This window comes from Vibrio sp. S234-5 (genome assembly GCF_000960595.1).
Taxonomy (GTDB): Bacteria; Pseudomonadota; Gammaproteobacteria; order Enterobacterales; family Vibrionaceae; genus Vibrio.
Genome location: NZ_JZAM01000178.1, coordinates 23,985 through 41,872, shown reverse-complemented (window position 1 = coordinate 41,872; position 17,888 = coordinate 23,985). Strand labels below are relative to the sequence as shown.

Annotated in this window: 13 protein-coding genes; 5 read left to right on the top strand and 8 right to left on the bottom strand. The window is 50.2% G+C overall.

Annotated elements, in window-relative coordinates:
- Positions 1–296 precede the first annotated feature (296 nt).
- The 6 genes from UF06_RS08285 to UF06_RS08260 are packed head-to-tail and all read right to left on the bottom strand — an operon-like array spanning position 297 to position 7,210.
- Positions 297–1,109: a TrmB family transcriptional regulator gene (locus tag UF06_RS08285; protein ID WP_045570024.1), complete on the bottom strand. Its 813-nt coding sequence runs from the start codon at positions 1,107–1,109 to the stop codon at positions 297–299.
- A gap of 53 nt (positions 1,110–1,162) precedes the next feature.
- Entirely contained in the window at positions 1,163–2,053 is an 891-nt protein-coding gene (locus tag UF06_RS08280; RefSeq protein ID WP_045570023.1) for an ROK family protein, read from the bottom strand.
- Positions 2,050–3,843: a glycoside hydrolase family 13 protein gene (locus UF06_RS08275; RefSeq protein WP_045570022.1), complete on the bottom strand. Its 1,794-nt coding sequence runs from the start codon at positions 3,841–3,843 to the stop codon at positions 2,050–2,052. Before UF06_RS08275 ends, UF06_RS08280 begins: the two co-directional genes overlap by 4 nt.
- A gap of 15 nt (positions 3,844–3,858) precedes the next feature.
- The gene (locus UF06_RS08270) at positions 3,859–4,692 is read right to left on the bottom strand and encodes a sugar ABC transporter permease (RefSeq protein WP_045570021.1); all 834 of its coding nucleotides are present in this window, start codon (positions 4,690–4,692) and stop codon (positions 3,859–3,861) included.
- Between the two features lie 2 nt (positions 4,693–4,694).
- A complete protein-coding gene (locus UF06_RS08265; protein WP_045570020.1) occupies positions 4,695–5,978 on the bottom strand; it encodes a sugar ABC transporter permease in 1,284 nt (427 codons plus the stop codon).
- Positions 5,979–5,980: 2 nt separating this feature from the next.
- Positions 5,981–7,210 carry a maltose ABC transporter substrate-binding protein gene (locus UF06_RS08260; protein WP_045570034.1) on the bottom strand — a complete coding sequence of 410 codons (1,230 nt, stop codon included), beginning with the start codon at positions 7,208–7,210 and terminating at the stop codon, positions 5,981–5,983.
- A gap of 399 nt (positions 7,211–7,609) precedes the next feature.
- Between UF06_RS08260 and UF06_RS08255 the strand changes: the two genes are divergently transcribed.
- The 5 genes from UF06_RS08255 to UF06_RS08235 all read left to right on the top strand — a co-directional run bounded on the left by UF06_RS08255 (position 7,610) and on the right by UF06_RS08235 (position 13,509).
- The gene (locus UF06_RS08255; protein ID WP_045570019.1) at positions 7,610–8,644 is read left to right on the top strand and encodes a porin; all 1,035 of its coding nucleotides are present in this window, start codon (positions 7,610–7,612) and stop codon (positions 8,642–8,644) included.
- Positions 8,645–8,662: 18 nt separating this feature from the next.
- Positions 8,663–9,673, top strand: a complete 1,011-nt coding sequence (gene lpxD / locus UF06_RS08250) for a UDP-3-O-(3-hydroxymyristoyl)glucosamine N-acyltransferase (RefSeq protein ID WP_045570018.1) — start codon at positions 8,663–8,665, stop codon at positions 9,671–9,673.
- 83 nt (positions 9,674–9,756) lie between these two features.
- Entirely contained in the window at positions 9,757–10,245 is a 489-nt protein-coding gene (locus tag UF06_RS08245) for a glycosidase (RefSeq protein ID WP_045570017.1), read from the top strand.
- A gap of 125 nt (positions 10,246–10,370) precedes the next feature.
- Entirely contained in the window at positions 10,371–11,501 is a 1,131-nt protein-coding gene (gene ugpC, locus UF06_RS08240; RefSeq protein ID WP_045570016.1) for a sn-glycerol-3-phosphate ABC transporter ATP-binding protein UgpC, read from the top strand.
- A 37-nt stretch (positions 11,502–11,538) separates the two neighbouring features.
- Positions 11,539–13,509 carry an alpha-amylase family glycosyl hydrolase gene (locus tag UF06_RS08235; protein WP_045570015.1) on the top strand — a complete coding sequence of 657 codons (1,971 nt, stop codon included), beginning with the start codon at positions 11,539–11,541 and terminating at the stop codon, positions 13,507–13,509.
- A 90-nt stretch (positions 13,510–13,599) separates the two neighbouring features.
- Here UF06_RS08235 and UF06_RS08230 read toward each other — a convergent pair whose 3' ends face one another.
- Both UF06_RS08230 and malT read right to left on the bottom strand, forming a co-directional pair.
- Positions 13,600–14,607: an immunity 49 family protein gene (locus UF06_RS08230; RefSeq protein WP_045570014.1), complete on the bottom strand. Its 1,008-nt coding sequence runs from the start codon at positions 14,605–14,607 to the stop codon at positions 13,600–13,602.
- Positions 14,608–14,920: 313 nt separating this feature from the next.
- On the bottom strand, positions 14,921–17,629 hold the full coding sequence (gene malT, locus UF06_RS08225; RefSeq protein ID WP_045570013.1) for an HTH-type transcriptional regulator MalT: 2,709 nt from the start codon (positions 17,627–17,629) through the stop codon (positions 14,921–14,923).
- Between the last annotated feature and the right edge of the window lie 259 nt (positions 17,630–17,888).

The window sequence follows — 17,888 nt, the reverse complement described above, 5'->3', positions numbered from 1 at the left end:
CATTTTGCAATTGCAAAATGCAACAAAGATCCAATCAATGAGAAAAATATGAGACATTTAGCTAAAAATAGAGCTTTCAATCTTGGCATGAATCATGCATAATCTCTTTCGACCCTTATTAAGCCGAGGGTCACCTAGCCAACTGACGTTGTTAGTGGATATATATTGTTCACACCATACATAAGCCAATCGCACCTTTTTGCGGTTGGCTCTTTTTTTATCTGCGTTTTGGTTTGGACGCTTTTTGACCTATTCGCCATTGACGGAACATCCGTTTCCCGCCGCACTTTTCTTGCCTAGGCTTTGCTTTGTGCTTTTAAGGTTAAGCGATCATCCACCACCATATTGTTTTCGAGCTCGTGCACGGTGGCAATACGACAGCGTTTTTCCGGCGCTAGCTTTTCATACTCAGTGAGATAGATATCACTGTGGATGTGTTCGGCCATCATTTTGACCATCAAACGGTTGTTGGAAAATAGCCCCTGCGTCTCCTCGCGATGTGAAAACATCATCGCTTGTTTCATGTCCACCACCAGCATAAAGCGGTGTGAAGGATAACGCTGCTCTGGGCTGTCGGATCGCGAATAGTGCTCGACTTTCGGATGCGGCAAGGTTAAGCGATTGAAAGAGAAAACAATGACGCGTACTCCACGTTCAATCGCGTGGCAGATCTCATCGGCGAGTAGGTCGAGATGAAAATCGGTATTGAGATAGACTTCGATCTGCGCCAGGTTCAGCATCTCGCGCGCTTTTTGCAGCAGGTTTTCAAAACCAGAGACGTTATAGATAAACTCTTTCTCTTCCTGAAGCATCATGCGTGAGAGCTCTTTTTTCAGGATCTGAATGTTTTCTATGGTTTTTTTCTCAATCTGGCTAAAAATCAAATCGGGCGATTTGGCCTCGTACTCTTTGGTCTCACCATCGGACATAAAGATGCAGCCATTTTTGTACAAGTTATCAATCGATGAATAGACAGATGAGCGAGAGAGCGAAATCTCTTTGGCAATTTTATAACCGCTGGCGCGGCCATTTTTGAGTAAATTGATATAAACCAAGGCATCGGTCTTGGTAAAGCCAAAGTCCATCAGTTTTGTTACCAGCTCGGTCACGGGGGTTCCTCGGTAATGATTCACGCGAATTTTCCTGTCAAGGTTACCACTCCTCATGCAGTGAATGTAGAAGGTTGTGCACAATTTACGGTGCACATCGAGACGGCGCCCTCGGCAAAACGATACTCATCGTTGTGCAGACATAAAATTTCCGGTAGGGCGTCAAATTGGCAGTAGCGGCTTAAAGTGCTTTTGAGCGTTAAGGCGAGATCAGGGTGCAGGATCAAGCTGCCACTTAAGACCAGCAGCTTAGGTTGGAAGCGAAACACCGCATCGGAGAGCGATCTGGCAAGCTGATCGACCCAGATACGATAGATGCGCGTTGACCAAGCGTGGTTGTCATCAACACCAAAGACGATGTCGCGCGCGGTGCGATGTTGCAAAGAGAGCTGATGATATTGGCGCTCAATCCCCTTGCGTGACAAGTACTGACGAATGCACTCATCACTGCCGCAGTTGCACAGCGGTGTCAGCCCGTCAATTAAGCTTTGATACCCTTTGAGCGGTTTGTGCGCCCAACCTAAATCGAGCACGTGGCGATACGGTTCGCGTCGGCAAAGCTGATCGGTAACGTACAGCTCGCAGCCGTCATCCAATACCGCGCTTAAAACGTTGCCTTGCGGCAGGTTTGGGATTTGCGCTAAGGCGATCACCGCCGGATTAAACAACTGGCAGGGCACCGAGAGGTGCGTTGTCAGCCAATCGGTCAATACCTCTTTGCCATTGGAGAGTGCGCCTTGCCAGCAATCGGGCATGAGATTGATACCGACCAGTGTCAGTGGGCCGAACATGCGCTGCATGCTCAGCGCCATGCTAGTGATGACTTCAGCGGTTTGCTGCGCGCTGAGTGGCGTTTTGAGCTGATTGCGATAACGGGGCTGCCCATCGTTATCGATGAGCACCCCCCAGATCCATTCTGAATCGACAGAAAGACCCAGCTTCATAGCACTTCCGCAGTGGTGAGATCACGCAGTTCAAAGCCAAACGCGGGCAAAGCAAGCTCAGTGCCGTTGATAAGACAGCGCGCTTCACTGTCGCTGTTGTTGAGGGCCACTTGCAGTGCGCCTTTGCGAAAAGCCACCACGTGTGGATGATCCACCTCGATCCACTCTAAGTAAGGCAGGTTGCACTCCGGGTAGGCTTGGCGAAGTCGAATCAGCTTTTGCATAAAGGCTTTGAATTCGAGATCTTGCTGCTGCTCATCCCAAATCATGCATTTGCGGTTTAGCTCTAGGCCCATGCCTTTTTGCCCGTCCATGCCCACTTCGCCGCCGTAGTAGATACACGGAGAGCCCACTTGGGTGAACATAAACAGATACGCCAGTTTCGCTTTGCGCTTGTCGTTGCCACACAGGCTCAACAGGCGCGTGGTGTCGTGGCTTTCCAGCAGATTAAACATCGCCTCATTGACGTTACGCGGGTAAGCAAGGTAAGAGCGCGTGACCGCATTGATGAAGCTGGTTTTGTCGTCGTAGCCAAGGGCAAAGAAGTCGGTGATCGCCTGTGTCAGCGGATAGTTCATCAGCGAGTCATATTGATCGCCGCGCAGCCACGGCATGCCTTCGTGCCAGATCTCGCCCAAAATGTAGCAATCGGGCTTGATGCCTTTGACCAAACGGCGGAAATCACGCCAGAACTCGTGATCGACCTCGTTGGCTACGTCCAAACGCCAGCCGTCGATATCAAACTCTTGTACCCAATGGCGCGCTACATCCAACAGGTAGGCGCGGCACTCTGGGTTTTCGGTATTGAGTTTGGGCATTTCTGCCACATTGCCGAACGTTTCGTAATTGAGGTTGCTAAAGTCCCACTCCGATTTGGGCTTGTCTGGATAAACCGGAAATTGCTTGATCCAGAACCAATCGGCGTAGCGAGACTCAGCGCCTTTTTCCACCACATCCAACCACAGTGGGGATTGATGGCCGATGTGGTTGAATACCGCGTCTAACATCACCTTCATGCCACGACGGTGCGCTTCTTGAACCAAAGCACGGAATGCCTCGTTGCCGCCAAAATGCGGGTCGACATTGTAGTAATCGACCGTGTCGTATTTGTGGTTGGCATTGGCGGTGAAAATCGGGCAGAAATAGAGACCATTGACCCCGAGTTCTTGCAAGTAATCGAGTTTTTCAATCACGCCCCATAGATCGCCGCCCATGAAGTTGTCGCTGGTGGGCGTGCTGCCCCACGGCTGCACATTGGCAGGCGAGATCTCCGCACGGCCGTTGTAAAAACGTTCCGGGAAAATCTGATACCAGATGGTGCTGCGTACCCATTGTGGGGTTTTCAACACATCTTTGGGGTTGATGTAGGGAAAGCAGAAGAAATTGCTTAAGTTGCTCAGTTCGATTTCGGCTGTGCGCTCGTCTTGAATGTTCACACAACGTTTTTCGCCAAACAGCAGTTTCTCACCCGCTTTGCCATGCAAAATAAAGCCGTAGCGGGTGCGTTTTTTCGGTGGCACGAACGGGGCGAACCAGTGATCATGATGTTCGCTTTGTCCTTCCAACTGCATCGGCACTTCAGTCCCGCCTGTCCAGCCGTGCGCGTCGCTGCCGCCTAAATTTCCACCGTCTAGGCCGCCTTCGGCCCAGGTGTAGGGGTCGCCGATCCACAGTGTCACTCGGTCAACTTCGCCTTTGGCACTGCGAAAGCGAATGTGCAAAGTGTCGTTGTCGTAGGCGTAACTGTCCGCACTTTTCGCCAAGTGAGTTAATGAGCTTCTAGTAATCATAAAGGTTCCTGATATTTATTCTTTTACTGCGCCACTGACTAAGCCAGTTGTGATGTGTTTTTGAGTGGCGACAAACAGCAAGGTGATCGGTACGGCGACCAGTAGCGAGCCAGCGGCAAACAGGGTGAAGTTTTCCGCTGAGTTGGAGGTGATCCAACTGAAGATGCCGATGGCTAACGTCATCTTCTCTTCGCTGCGTAAAATCAGCGTCGGCAGGATGAAATCCATCCAAGGGCCGGTAAAAGAGACCAAGGCGACAAACACTAAGATCGGTTTGGCGAGTGGCAAAATGATCTCAAGGAAGATGGTCATGTGTCCGGCGCCGTCGATTTTCGCTGCTTCATCCAGCGAGGTAGGAATGGCGTCAAAGTAGCCTTTCACCAGCCAAGTCATAAAGGGCAGAGAGCCCGTCACGTAGACAAACAGCAAGCCGATGTAGGTATCAATCAAGCCCATTTTTGACAGCAGAATGTATATCGCCGTCATCGAGAGAAAGGCCGGAAACATCTGTAACACCAAAATGCTCATCAACACGTTACGTTTGCCCTGAAAGCGGTAGCGCGAGAAAACAAATGCCGTCATGGTGACAATCACCAAAGAGATCACCATATTGGCTGTCGCGAGCATAAAGGTGTTTTTGTACCACTCCAAATACGGGGTATCGGTAAACAGCGCTTTGTAATGGTCGAGGGTAAAAGCGAACTCGCCGAACGAGGAGCTGAACAGGTTGTTGCCCGGTTTAAACGAAGCCAGCACTGTCCACAGTACCGGGCCAAGCACCAGGATGGCGTTGACGGCGAGGAACAAATAGACGATTACGGTACCCAGTTTTTCTAATACACGACTCATAGTTACATCCCCACATCGTCTTTAAAGGATTTCATGCGGCGGAATTGCCAGATAGCAATCACCGACAGGAACAAGAAGATCACAATCGAAATCACCGAAGCGATTTGGTACTGCTGAAAGTCGAGCGTCAGTTTGTAAATCCAAGTGATCAAAATGTCGGTATGGCCAGCAAAACGGTATTCCGGATTGATTGGCCCGCCTTCGGTGAGCAAGAAAATCGCACCGAAGTTGTTGAAGTTATGGGCAAAGGTCATCACTAACGACGGTGCGACTTGATGCAACACCATCGGCAGGGTGATTTCACGAAATTGCTGGAACTTGCTGGCGCCGTCGACTTCACTCGCTTCATACAGATCGCGTGGAATATTGGTCAACGCGCCGGAAATCAGCAGCATAAAGTAGGGCGCGCCGACCCAAACACTCACCGCAATCACGGTCAGCTTGGCTAAATGTGGATCCGAGAGAAAAGCGACCGACTCAAAGCCCCAAGCATTGAGTGTGGCATTGACTGGGCCAATACCGTTGAGTAGCAGGCGGAACATCAGCAGCGTCACGAACGCAGGAATGGCATAGGGCAAAATAAACACAAAACGCCATAGTTTTTTCGCTTTGATGTTGCGATTTTCCAGCGCCAGCGCGAGGATAAAACCAAAACCACAAGTGCAAATGGTCGCGGCAATCGCCCAGATGACCGTCCAAGTGGCGACACCGACAAAGGTGCTCGACCAAATTCTCAGCTCAAACAGCGTCAGAAAGTTTTTAAAACCGACCCAATCGACCAGATTTTTCGGCGGAATATGGTGCGGCGCTGAGTAGTTGGTGAACGAGACCAACACGGTGATCGCAATCGGCATGATGATGAAAGCGATGCTGGCGATAAACGCCGGTGACAACACGATAAAGGCGAATTTGTCGTCGTAGATGGCTTTAAGTTGCTGGCGCACGCTCAAACGGCATGGCTGACACTCTTGCGCCTGACGAACGTTAACCACGTAGGCGGTAATCGCTAAGAAAAGAAACAGCAGGGCAATGACCCCTTCCACCAACATAAAGATGGAGTTGTCTCCTTGAATCACTTTAAACCCTTGGCGAGTTTGCGCCACGTCGCCCAGTGATACCAAGCCCTTGAGTGCGGCCGCTAAATCCGGCAAGTAGAGCAGAAACAGGCATTGGATGGCGAGGAAAACCCCGCCAGTAACCCAATGTTTGTGCGCCAGTTGTGTTGAGCCCATGATAATCCACGAGGCCGACACTTTCGGTGCTTTGATGGTTTGCGACAACAACATAACTACTCCTGAAACGCGATCTGCTCTTCAATGATCGCTTTAGCGTGATCAAGAACCTGTTTGGGCGTTTGATCGTTGACCCACATCGCAGTGATGGCACTGGCCATCGGCGACCACAGGTAGCCCATCTCCGGAATGGATGGCATTGCGTCTGAGTAGAAGCCTTGCGCGATGATCGCGTAGGTCGCTTCATCCGCATCGACAATGATTTTCTCCATCAGGCTCTGTACTGGTGGGATGGATTTGGTCATCTGATAGCGTTTCATCAGCATCTTCTCTGAAGAGAGGTAGTCGGCAAACAGCTGCGCTGCTTTCGGGTACTCACTGTACGAGGATACGACTGCCAGGCGTACGGTGGAAAAGGTACGCGGCTGCTTGCCTTCAAAGGTAGGAATTGGCACGACGCCGTAGTTGACGCCACTGTTGTCATAGCTTTGAATCGCCCACGGGCCATCGATGATCGCGGCGACTTTGCCCTCACCAAACAGGCCACGACGCACCTGTGGGTTACGCATGTCGACCGGGTTAGAGTTATTCGCCGCTTTAAGGGTTTTCATCGCGCTCATGCCCTGCTGCGCCAGTGGCGAGTTGATGCCGAGATCTTTGGCATCGGTGCCGCCTTTACCAAACTCGTAGGCACCGTACAGCGTTAAGAACATACGTGATTCATAGTAGTTCTGAATATCCCACAGCAGCGCGTATTTGTTCTCTTTGGCGTTATTAAACCCTTTACCAAAATCGATGATCTCTTCAAAGCTTTTTGGTGCCGTTGGCAGCAGATCTTTGTTGTAAAACAGCGCTAACGTGGCGTAGCTCACTGGGAAGCCATAGCTGGCGCCCGCGTATTTGGCCGCAGCGGTCGCGTTGGGTAAGAAGGTCGATTGAATGCGATCGGCAGAGACAAGGTTTTCCATCGCGCCACCCGCGACCACTAAACGGCCGAGCAGATCGTGTTCAATTTCGGCGATGTCGGCCACGCGAGCAGAACCACCATCCTGAATCATGCGTGACGCAGCATCAATCGGGGCTAAACCACGAAATGAAAACTTCACCTTGTAACCAAAATCTTGGTTAAACGACTCTGCCGCGTACTTCATGTAGTCCAGCGTGGTGGTGTCGGTCCAGATCAACAGATCTGACCCAGGTTCCGGCTGAATATCTTGAGCGTAAGTAACTGCGGGCAGACTAACGAACGTCGCGAGTAGCGCTGCTTTTATCCATGTCTTTTTCATCGTGATAGCTCTGTAGTAGTTCATAATATACTACTAGGTTAAATCCGCCTTCTTTTAAGTCAACTACTATCCATCGAACTTTGAGTTCAAGTGTGATGCTCATCAATAAATGCTGATGGAAGCTAAGTCCGGTGTCGCTTTGTGTCTCACGAATAGAATGTTTTTTTCATGAGCAAAAAGCGCTCACAAATTGGCTGTAATCTCGGCTGTCAAATCTAAAATTGTGACCAATGTCATTCAAATGAGCCAGTGAGAGTGATGAGAGTCTCATTTGAAGAAAAGGGGAGAGGAAAAACAAATCAACATGCAGAAGAATAGATAGGCGTTCACAGTGAACTACTAAATATTCAACTTAACTCTACCGACGATTTACAACCAAATGGTTGATAAGGACCTATCGTGAAAAGAACGTTAATTTCCGTCTCCGTAGCGGCGGCGCTTGCTCTCTCTTTCCCTACTCTTGCTGCCAGTGAGCGTGGCATGGACTCTGACACTGGTTTTCTTGACGAAGCGATGCAGTTTGGCGGCCATGTGGGCACCTCTCTTGAATACGAAGATAAGGTGACTGATGGCTTCAACGGCGACAAGAAAAAGGAAAAAACCACCACCCATGAAGTGTTTGGCGTCTACTACAACAACGCCCGCTGGAACCTTAGCGCGCTCTATGGCCTGAAACTGGAAAACCGTGAGCAGAGAAATCCCGGCTACCATGAAAATGAAGACGGCATTAAGCATCTCTTCTCCCTCAATAAGGGCTTTGATCTCGGTAATGGCTGGGCTACTGGTGCTATTTATGAGCTGGAGTACACCCGTAGCAAAGTATTCTCTCCTTATGTGAGTGGCCTGCGTAAAGAGCTTGCCGAACACAGCTTCCGTCCTTATCTGACCTATTTTAACAACGAGCACAACTGGGGCTTCTACTCAAATCTAGAGTACCTATACAGTTCAGAAGATAAGAGTGCCTGGGGCGAGCGCACCGAAGAAGGATACAGCTTGCTGTTTAAACCTTATAAGCGCTTTGGCAACTGGGAGTTAGGCGTCGAGCTTTACTACCAAATCAAAGACAACGAAGATCGCTCATCAAGCGGTTCTATCAATGAAATCAGTGATTTCAATGAAAAATACATCGAACCGATTGTGCAATATAGCTTCGACGATGCGGGTGTACTTTACGCACGTGTTCGCGTTGGTGAAAACGAAACCAACAATGCAGCCAACAGCGGCGGCGGCAACGCAAATGTGGATTACTTTAAAGACATTCGTAAAGCGACCTTGGGCTATGAACAGGCAGTGGGTGATAACTGGTTGCTAAAAGGCGAATATGAGTACGCGAACGAAGTCGAAGAAAAAAGTAAACTGGCGGGATGGGAAGCGAAAAACGAGAGTGAGCTCAAACAGCACACCGTTTATCTTCAAGCTTTATACCGTTTCTAACCGAGTCAAGGGGTCAACATGCTGAGTGTTTCAGAAATTGCGCAAAGTTTATCGGGTCGAGTGGAGGGGGATACTTCGCTGGTGGTGGACACCATACGTCCAGTGGTCAGTGATATCCGTGGCGGCCTCGCCGTGGTCTTTGCCCGCTCGGATCTTAAACAGCTTTCTGAAACCTCAGCCGATGTGCTGGTCGGCCCGGCAGCGATTTTGCAAAGCCCAGCCAAAGCACACATAGTGATTGACCATTTGGATGTGGAGAAAATCAATTCGCTGCTGCGCTTTTATAAAGTGCATAAATATCAGCTATTTGATCAAGGCAACACATCAACCATTGATGGGGTATATATCGGCAAACATTGCCAGATAGGGCAGGGATGCCATTTTATGCCCGGCGTACTCATTATGAACGGCGTGACCATTGGTAACAACGTGGCGATTCACGCCAATACGGTGATCAAAGAAGGCACGGTGATCGGCAATAACGTCATCATCGACTCCAACAACTCGATTGGCAACTACAGCTTTGAGTACATGTCTGGCAAAGATGGCAGTTATCAGCGCGTGGAAAGTATTGGCCGCGTCATCATTGAAGATGACGTGGAGATCGGCTGTAACAACACCATCGATCGCGGCACACTGGGCGACACTGTGATTGGCAAAGGCAGCAAAATCGACAATCAAGTGCAAATCGGCCACGACTGCCGCATTGGTAAGCACTGTTTGATCATCTCTCAATGCGGTTTCGCCGGGCACACCGTGCTGGGCGATCACGTGGTGGTGCATGGCCAAGTCGGCACCGCCGGACACATTCACATCGGCAGCCATTCGGTGATCAAAGCCAAATCTGGGGTGAGCCACTCTTGCCCGCCGGGCAGTGATCTGTTTGGTTATCCGGCCAAAGAGTCCAAAGCCTATTACCGCAATCTTGCGGTGCTGAACAAACTGACTCAGCACTATGAGCAGTTGAAAAAATCGCCACCTGAACAAAAGCGCTGGTTTGCCCGTCTGTTTGACAAGAAATCGGCCTAACAAGCGAACACAACCGACAACGCGGAGCAGGCAGTTCGGACTCCGCTGGATAGAAACGAGAACGAAATAATCAAGGATTTGTTATGAAATATACACTTCTGATTGCGGCGACCGCTACCGCGTTACTGGCAGGCTGTGCCAGCACCACCACTGAGCAGGCCCAGCCTGCCGCGACCAATGTCGACGCGCGCTTTTCTAACTGTAGCTTGCCGACGTTAGAAGATGATCGCGGGCCAATTCGCCCATCGCTGTTTGTGGTGGGTACTTTCCCAGAAGGTCAGTGGATTCATTTGGACAACCACAAAATGGGCTACAAAGGCGATGGTATCTATCAAGTGGTGGTGGACGAAAAAGCGGGCAACGTGAGCTTGCAATTTGCCACCATGAGCTGGACGCCGCAGTTCACCGCCGCAGGGATGGAGATGACGGTTGGCCAAGTGAAAGAGCTGAAACGCGGCGGCTTTGCCAAAAACACCGTAGTGAATTTGCCTAAAGATGGCAAATACGTCTGGACCATTCAGATCGCTGCGGACAAAACACCGCTGCTGGCGATGGTCACTGAGTGTCAGTAACAAAGTCATCGAGTTGGCAGCCGAAGATACGTTCGGCTGCCCGATTTACCCAGACAGATTGCCTGCCAGTCTGCCTCGGTAAATTGAGGACCAATTTTATACCCTTTTGGTAAGTGGAGAGATTCATGGCGACGGTTAGCTTACGTAAAGTAGAAAAAAAATATGAGAACGGTTTTAAAGCTGTCCATGGCATAGATCTGGATATTCGCGAAGGCGAATTTATGGTGTTTGTCGGGCCATCAGGCTGCGCAAAATCGACCACCTTGCGCATGATCGCGGGGCTGGAAAGCATTTCAGGCGGTGAAATCCACATTGGTAATAAAGTGGTAAACGACTTACCACCGAAAGATCGAGGCATCGCAATGGTGTTTCAAAACTATGCGCTTTATCCGCACAAAACCGTGTTCGATAACATGGCCTTTGGTTTGAAAATGCAAAAGCGGCCGAAAGAGGAGATTAAGCGCCGTGTGGAAGAGGCGGCTGAAAAACTGGAAATCACTGACCTTTTGTACCGTAAACCGAAAGAGATGTCTGGTGGACAGCGCCAGCGCGTAGCGGTTGGGCGCGCGATTGTGCGTAAGCCAGATGTCTTCCTGTTTGACGAGCCGCTGTCCAACCTAGATGCCAAACTGCGTGTGTCGATGCGGGTGAAAATCGCCCAATTGCATCAATCGCTCAAAGAAGAGGGCAACCCGGCGACCATGATCTACGTGACGCACGATCAGACCGAAGCACTCACCCTTGGCGATCGCATCTGCGTGCTCAACCAAGGCAAGATCATGCAGGTGGATACCCCCGCCAACCTCTACAACTATCCGGCCAACAAATTTGTCGCAAGCTTTATCGGCTCACCAGCGATGAACCTGATTGATACAGTGATCCGCGAGGAAAATGGCCAGCTCTATGTTGAAATTGGCAATGGCCTTCGCATGTTCATTCCGGTGGAAAAGCAGAAAGCGCTCAGCGAATACGTGGATAAACCGGTTTGCTTTGGCATTCGCCCAGAACACATTCGTGTTGCCGCGCCGGGTGACACCATTAACGCCGTCGAGGGCATTTTGACGGTGGTCGAAAACATGGGCAACGAGAAGTACCTCTACTTCAAAGTGGGAGGCAAGGAGCTGATCGCACGCGTGAACGATCAAACCATCACTACCGCTGACATCGGCAAACCGATGCGCTTCAACCTCAATACCGCCTTCTGCCACATCTTCGATTTCTACAGTGAAAAGAATCTAACCAACAACCGGGAATAGTTCCCGGTTCATTTTCACAAACCACGGGGGATCTCCAATGAAAAAACGCACTATGCTTTGCAGTGCGCTGCTGGCGGCTATTGCCGCAAATGGACTGATGTTTAGCCCAACACTTTATGCTGCGACCAGCGCGCAGACGGAAAGTGGCACTTTTCTCGATTTTCGCAAAGAGACGATTTACTTTGTTTTTCTTGACCGTTTCAGCGATGGCGATGCAACTAACAACACGGGCCGCAACCCAGCAACTTACGATCCGAACAACTTGAAAAAGTATGTCGGCGGAGACCTTCGTGGCTTAATCAATAAACTGCCGTACTTGAAATCATTGGGCGTGACGGCCATTTGGATCACGCCGCCAGTGGACAACGCCGATAACCTCGATGCCAATGGTGGCGCGGGCTATCACGGTTACTGGGGACGAGATTTCTTCCGCGTCGATGAGCACTTTGGGACGCTAGACGATTTCAAAGAACTGACCGCTAAAATGCACAGCGCAGAGTACAACATGAAGCTGGTGCTGGACTACGCGCCGAACCATTCCAACGGCAACGATGAAAACGAATACGGCGCGTTGTATCGTGATGGTCAGTTCATCACCGATTACAACAGCGATGTCGCGGCGGGCACCAATTGGTATCACCACAACGGCGGTGTGACCAACTGGAATGACTGGTATCAAGTGCGCAATTTCAACTTGTTCAACCTTTCGGACTTTAACCAGTCAGATGCCAATGTGTATCAATACCTGCTGGATGGCTCAAAATTCTGGATTGATGCCGGGGTGGATGCGATTCGTATCGATGCAATCAAACACATGGATAAATCCTTTATCCAACAGTGGACCACGGACATCTACAACTACAGCAAAACGCTGGGGCGCGATGGCTTCTACTTCTTCGGCGAATGGTTTGGTGCCAGCGCCAATACCACCACAGGCATTGATGGCTACGCGATTGACTACGCCAACACCTCAGGCTCAGCGCTGCTCGATTTCGGTTTTCGCGATACGTTAGAGCGCGTGTTGGCCGGCCGTGCAGGCAATAGCATGAAAACGCTGAACAACTATTTGGAAACACGCAAATCCGTCTTCAGCAGTGATGATTGGCAAGTGGTGTTTATGGACAACCACGACATGGCGCGTATCTCGACCGCGCTACGTTCCAGTGCCTCGACGTTTGGCCCGGGCAACAACGAAGCCGGTGGCAATCAGAGCGAAGCGTTTGCCCAGCAGCGCGTTAATTTAGGTTTGGTGGCGACCATGACGGTGCGCGGTATTCCCGCGATCTACTACGGAACGGAGCACTACTCGGCGAACTTTACCCAAAACGCGTTTGGTCAAGTGGGCAGTGACCCATACAACCGTGAAAAGATGCCAAGCTTTAGCCAAGATACGCAAGCGTTTAAGATCATCCAAGCGCTGACTGAACTCCGCCAGAACAGCTTAGCGATTCAACGCGGCAGCTATACTCAGCGCTGGGTGAATGACGATGTATTGGTCTATGAGCGCCAAGAGGGCGACGATGTGGTGACCGTCGCGCTCAACCGTGGTCCTGCAACGTCGGTGACGGTGAGCAACTTGGCCATGACAGATGGCAGCCACACCAGTTTGATTGGCGATGACAGCGTTAGCGTTGCTGGCGGACAGGCGACGTTCCACTTGGCACAAAACCAAGCGGTGGTATTGCATGCCACAGGCAGTGGTAGCGTGGATCCAACGGTGAAAAGTGTCACCTTCACTTGTTACAACGGCTACACCAATCTTGGTCAAAGCGTTTACGCGGTGGGCAGTGTTGCGCAGCTCGGCAACTGGGCAGCCTCAGGCGCGGTCAAACTTGACCCAGCTCAGTACCCAACGTGGAGTGCAACAATTAGCGTACCAGCGGCGCAAAACATTGAGTGGAAGTGCCTAAAACGGGATGAAACCAATCCAGCGCTAAACGTGGTTTGGCAATCTGGTGCAAACAATCAACTGAGCAGCAGTAGCAGTGCCACCCAAGGTGCTTTCTAGCCTTAAGCTACGTCGCTAATGCTTGAATCAAACTCTGCTTAAATAAAAATCCGATAGCCTTGGCTATCGGATTTTTACCTTGCTACTCAACTATTCGGCTAACACGGATTCAACGGTGAACTCGGGCGGGTTGGCCTTGAGCGCTTCGAAGCTTGGGCCTTCGCCTTTGATCAACCACATCGGAGCGTAGAGCGAATCGAAGCTTGGCGTTTCACCCGTTTGTTGGTAGTGCACCTTTAAAAACGCGGTGAGAATGTTATGAAACAAGCAGCTACGGTCATTAAGGTGCAAGCTCTCTTCTCCGGTTTTGCCGCCATTTTGTTCGGCAAAATAGGCATACCATTGATAGTTGGCCTCGATAGACGCTTCCACCGCTTGGTCTAGCGGTGTTGCTTCAAATCCCCAGCTAATTGCAATCAGGCTGTAGAGCGGAAAAATAAGAAACTCATAGTAATTCATCCAGTAAGGTTCGCCTTTTTCAGCTTCAGCAATTAACTCACTGGTGAGGTAGGGAACCACTGCTTGCAGCAGTGCGGCCTGTTGCTCCTTGTTTTGCTCACCAAACAAAAACGCCTTAAACAAGTGAAAGAAATCTTGTTCAATCGGACGAAAATCGGTGAGGTCTGTTTTCCGTGAGATTTCATGAGCGGGAACGGCGTTGAGCTGCGTTTTCGCCTGTGGATTATCGGCCAAAATCGCCATGCTTGCGCCATCCAACCAATGAACCAAAGAGTCGTAGCTGTTGTAATCGTGCTGCTTTTCTACTGTGGTGACTTGCAAGCGCTGGGTAAAATAGTCCACCTCAATGGTCTGGTTCGGCTGGCAGTGAATCGCCCAATGCATCTTAGCCAGCTCGGACGCCGAACCAATCAAATATTGAATCGCGGGCCGAGACCAATGCAAAAGAATTGCGCTTGCTATTCGATAGAAAATATCGTCGGAAGCAGCATAGTTCTGGATGTAAGTAGAGTTTGAGGCATACATGTCAAAATTATGAATATTAAATTGTATACTGTTGATTTCACACTCGGAATAATCTGAACGATTGTCACCCATGTACAGCGAAAATTTATGGTGCGGTTTGATTGATGTATTCATGATTTAGTTTTTCGGATACCTAGCTATGTCGTTTTGCTATTTTATCATTATAAATGAGAATAAAACTCATTAATCTTGCATGGTAATCAAAACGAGTCGATTTCACCTGAATCCTCCCTTTAAGTGTGATCTTGATAGGGTTTCTATCAGTTTAGCGAGAGAACAACCTGTTTCAGCGAGATAGAGTGGGATCTAATGATGTTGCATTTTGGGTCTCAACGCAGAATATAAGCCAGCGTATGTGATGAAAGAAAAAAGCCGATCAATTGATCGGCTTTTGAGTGTTGCACTTATTATCTGAAATCGGGAGTATTTAATACCCCATCAATTGCAACAGGCTTTCGGCGGTGGTGATCGCCTCGCGGCGGTTAGCGATATTGAGCTTTTGATACAAGTTGCGAATGTGGGTTTTGATGGTGGTGCCTGCCACATCCAGCTCTTGTGCTATCTGCTCGTTGCTAAAGCCAGAATAGATCAGCCCCAACACTTGCCATTCACGCTGGGTGAGCGGGCTGGTGCGCACTAACTCCGGCACATTCGGGTGAGTGACCAGTTTTTCAACAAACTCCTCATCAAAATGAATCGAACGGCTGCGCTGGCTCGATGAGATATCTTTCATCAGTTGCTGCGCGCGGTGACGTTCCAGATCGCCGAGCTCGTGACGGTTGGTCAGTTTTTCTAGTAAGTTGCCAATGGTCGCCCCGTCAATTAAGAAGTTCCCCACCATACCCGTCTGGTTGGTGAGCACTAACGCCTCTTTAAGCAGCGATTTGGCTTGTTCTTCGTCTTTCTGCTGGACTGCGTAAATCGCTTCAACAATTAGGTTGCGATTTTTGTCGGTGATTAAACGTGAGCGGTTCGCTTCACTTTGCAGAAAATCGAGTGCCTGACGCGCTTCTGGGTATTGACCAAGATTGATGTGCGCGCGGGCGATGTTGCGCCACTGCAATTGACAGAAGTGGTTGCTGGCGGTTTCCGGACGAACCGCACTGTTGAGCCACTCTTGCGTTGCTGTCATGTTGCCCTTGGCTTGCCAATACAAGATCAGCGAAAGCGAGGCGTTGGCAGTCCAGTCGACGTGATAAGTAGACTGTTTCATCAAATGTTGGATGTGCTCGATAAACTTACCGGCGCGATCCAGCTCACCGCGACCAATGGCAATACGCGCCAACATCGAGTAGCTGTGTAAGTGCTTACTTGGCGCGTGATTTTCGAGGATCTGTAGTCCTTTGTAAGCGCACTCTTCGGCTTCGTCTAGGCGGTTCCAACACCACAGCACTTGCGCCCGGATGCGCAGCAAAAACTCGTGCAGCGGTACGTGTTGCAACTGCTGATCTTCTATCAATTTAAACGCCGAATCTTGCAGTTCGAATGCCGCTTGCACATAACCCTGCGCGATGAGAATTTCACTTTGCTGCAAAATTGCCCACAGCGCCTGATGGTACACTTGGTACTGACGCGCCAGCTTCTCGGTTTGTTGCATCATCGGCAGAGCACGGTCCAAGCAGCCAATCACGTGGTTGACTTCGCCGACCACGGAAGTGGCGACAATACGGCTGCGATAGATAGTGCTATCAAGCTGACTCAGTGCCAGTTCGGCCAGCTCCAGCGCTTTTTGCGGTTCATTGTTATTGATCGCCACTTGCGCCAGCAGCGCATTGGCTTGGCCCTGATATTGAATGTCGAGGTTAATATTGCGCTTTTTGTGCTCATTTTCCGCTTCCGCGAGCAAGGTGCCGACTTGATTGTAGCGGTGCTGACTTTGTGCCAGCCAAGCGCGCAACATGGTGAGTTTGGGGTCGCTAAACAGCAAGTCTTTATCGAGCAAGTTGATCGCCGCTTCTAAGGTTGAGAGCTCACCTTGATGGAACATTTTCCAACCGTACTCGTTGAGGATCTCCGCCACCAGTTCGCCGTCGTAGGCGCGCTGTGCATGACGCAGCGCTTGATGGGGCATCTTCTGTTTGAGCCAAGCGATTGCCGCGTTGCGGTTGAGATCTTGCTCTTGCTGCGGGATGCGTGCCTGACGTTCGTGCGACAAAAACTCGCCAAACAGATTGTGGAAGCGGAACCAGTTTTGTTCCCCCTCCAGCGGATAGATAAACAGGCCATAACGGTTGAGCGATTCAATCATGCCTAGCGCGTCTTCGCGCTGGGTGAGCGCATAGACCAATTCATCGTTGAAATGATCGAGCACCGACACTTGCATCAGAAACTGACGCGTCTCTTTATCGAGCAGATCAAAAACCTCTTCCACCAGATAATCCCACAAGTGAGCGTGGTTAAAATGCGAGACCGATTCAGCCGATTGCGCCAAGGTGCGCTTTTGGTGCTGCGCTTGCAGCGCGATCAATTGCAGCGCTGATGGCCAACCTTCAACGTAAATACGGAGGTTATTGGCGGTATCTTCGTCTATTCCGTCGCTAACGCGCTGATTAAAGAAGCGCGTGGTCTCTTCGGTGTCAAAGGCGAGCATCTCATTGCCAATCTCAATCATCAGATCGCGCACGCGCAAATTGGCGGTACCGAGTGGCGGATTGGCGCGGCTAGTCACCACTAGGGTGACGTTATCCGGCATATGTTTGAGGAAAAAGCGCATCGCCTCGTGGATCTCGTCATTGGTAATGACGTGATAGTCATCCAACACCACGTAGCACTCTTGATGAAAATCGCTCATCTCCGAGAATACGTCACTAAAGAGTGAACGGAGCGAGGAAAATTGGCGTTTTTCGGCCTGTTTGAGCGCGTTGGCGCACTGGCCATTGGTGGCTTTATTCAGCGCTTGCAGCAGATAGTTTACAAAGCGGAAGCCATCGTTATCACTGTCGTCGACACTGTACCAGCCGACATGCGTTTTATCGGCTAACCACTGCGCGGCCATGGTGGTTTTTCCGTAACCCGCTGGCGAGCGAAACAGCACCAATTTGTAGTGTGGCGCTTGCTGTAGCAGATCCAGTACTCTGGGACGCACAATGGCATTATGCAGTCGTCCTGGGCGCGTGAGTTTAGAAGGAATCCACATCGTTAACTATCCTTATTTTGGCGGTGTCCGCAGCGAGGACATCGTAAAAACGGGCGAACAAAAATTAGTCAATTTGCTCGATTTGTCCGGCATGTTACGTTAAACAAAAGACAAAAGACTTTGATCCACTTCCTAATTCTCAAGAGTTGATGCTTTTCACGCCAACTACGCCCCGTTTTTGTGAACTATATCAATATTAATCTCTATTTCCAGTCTAGATTTAAATGTGGCTGCGCAACATTTTGTAATATTTTCCATT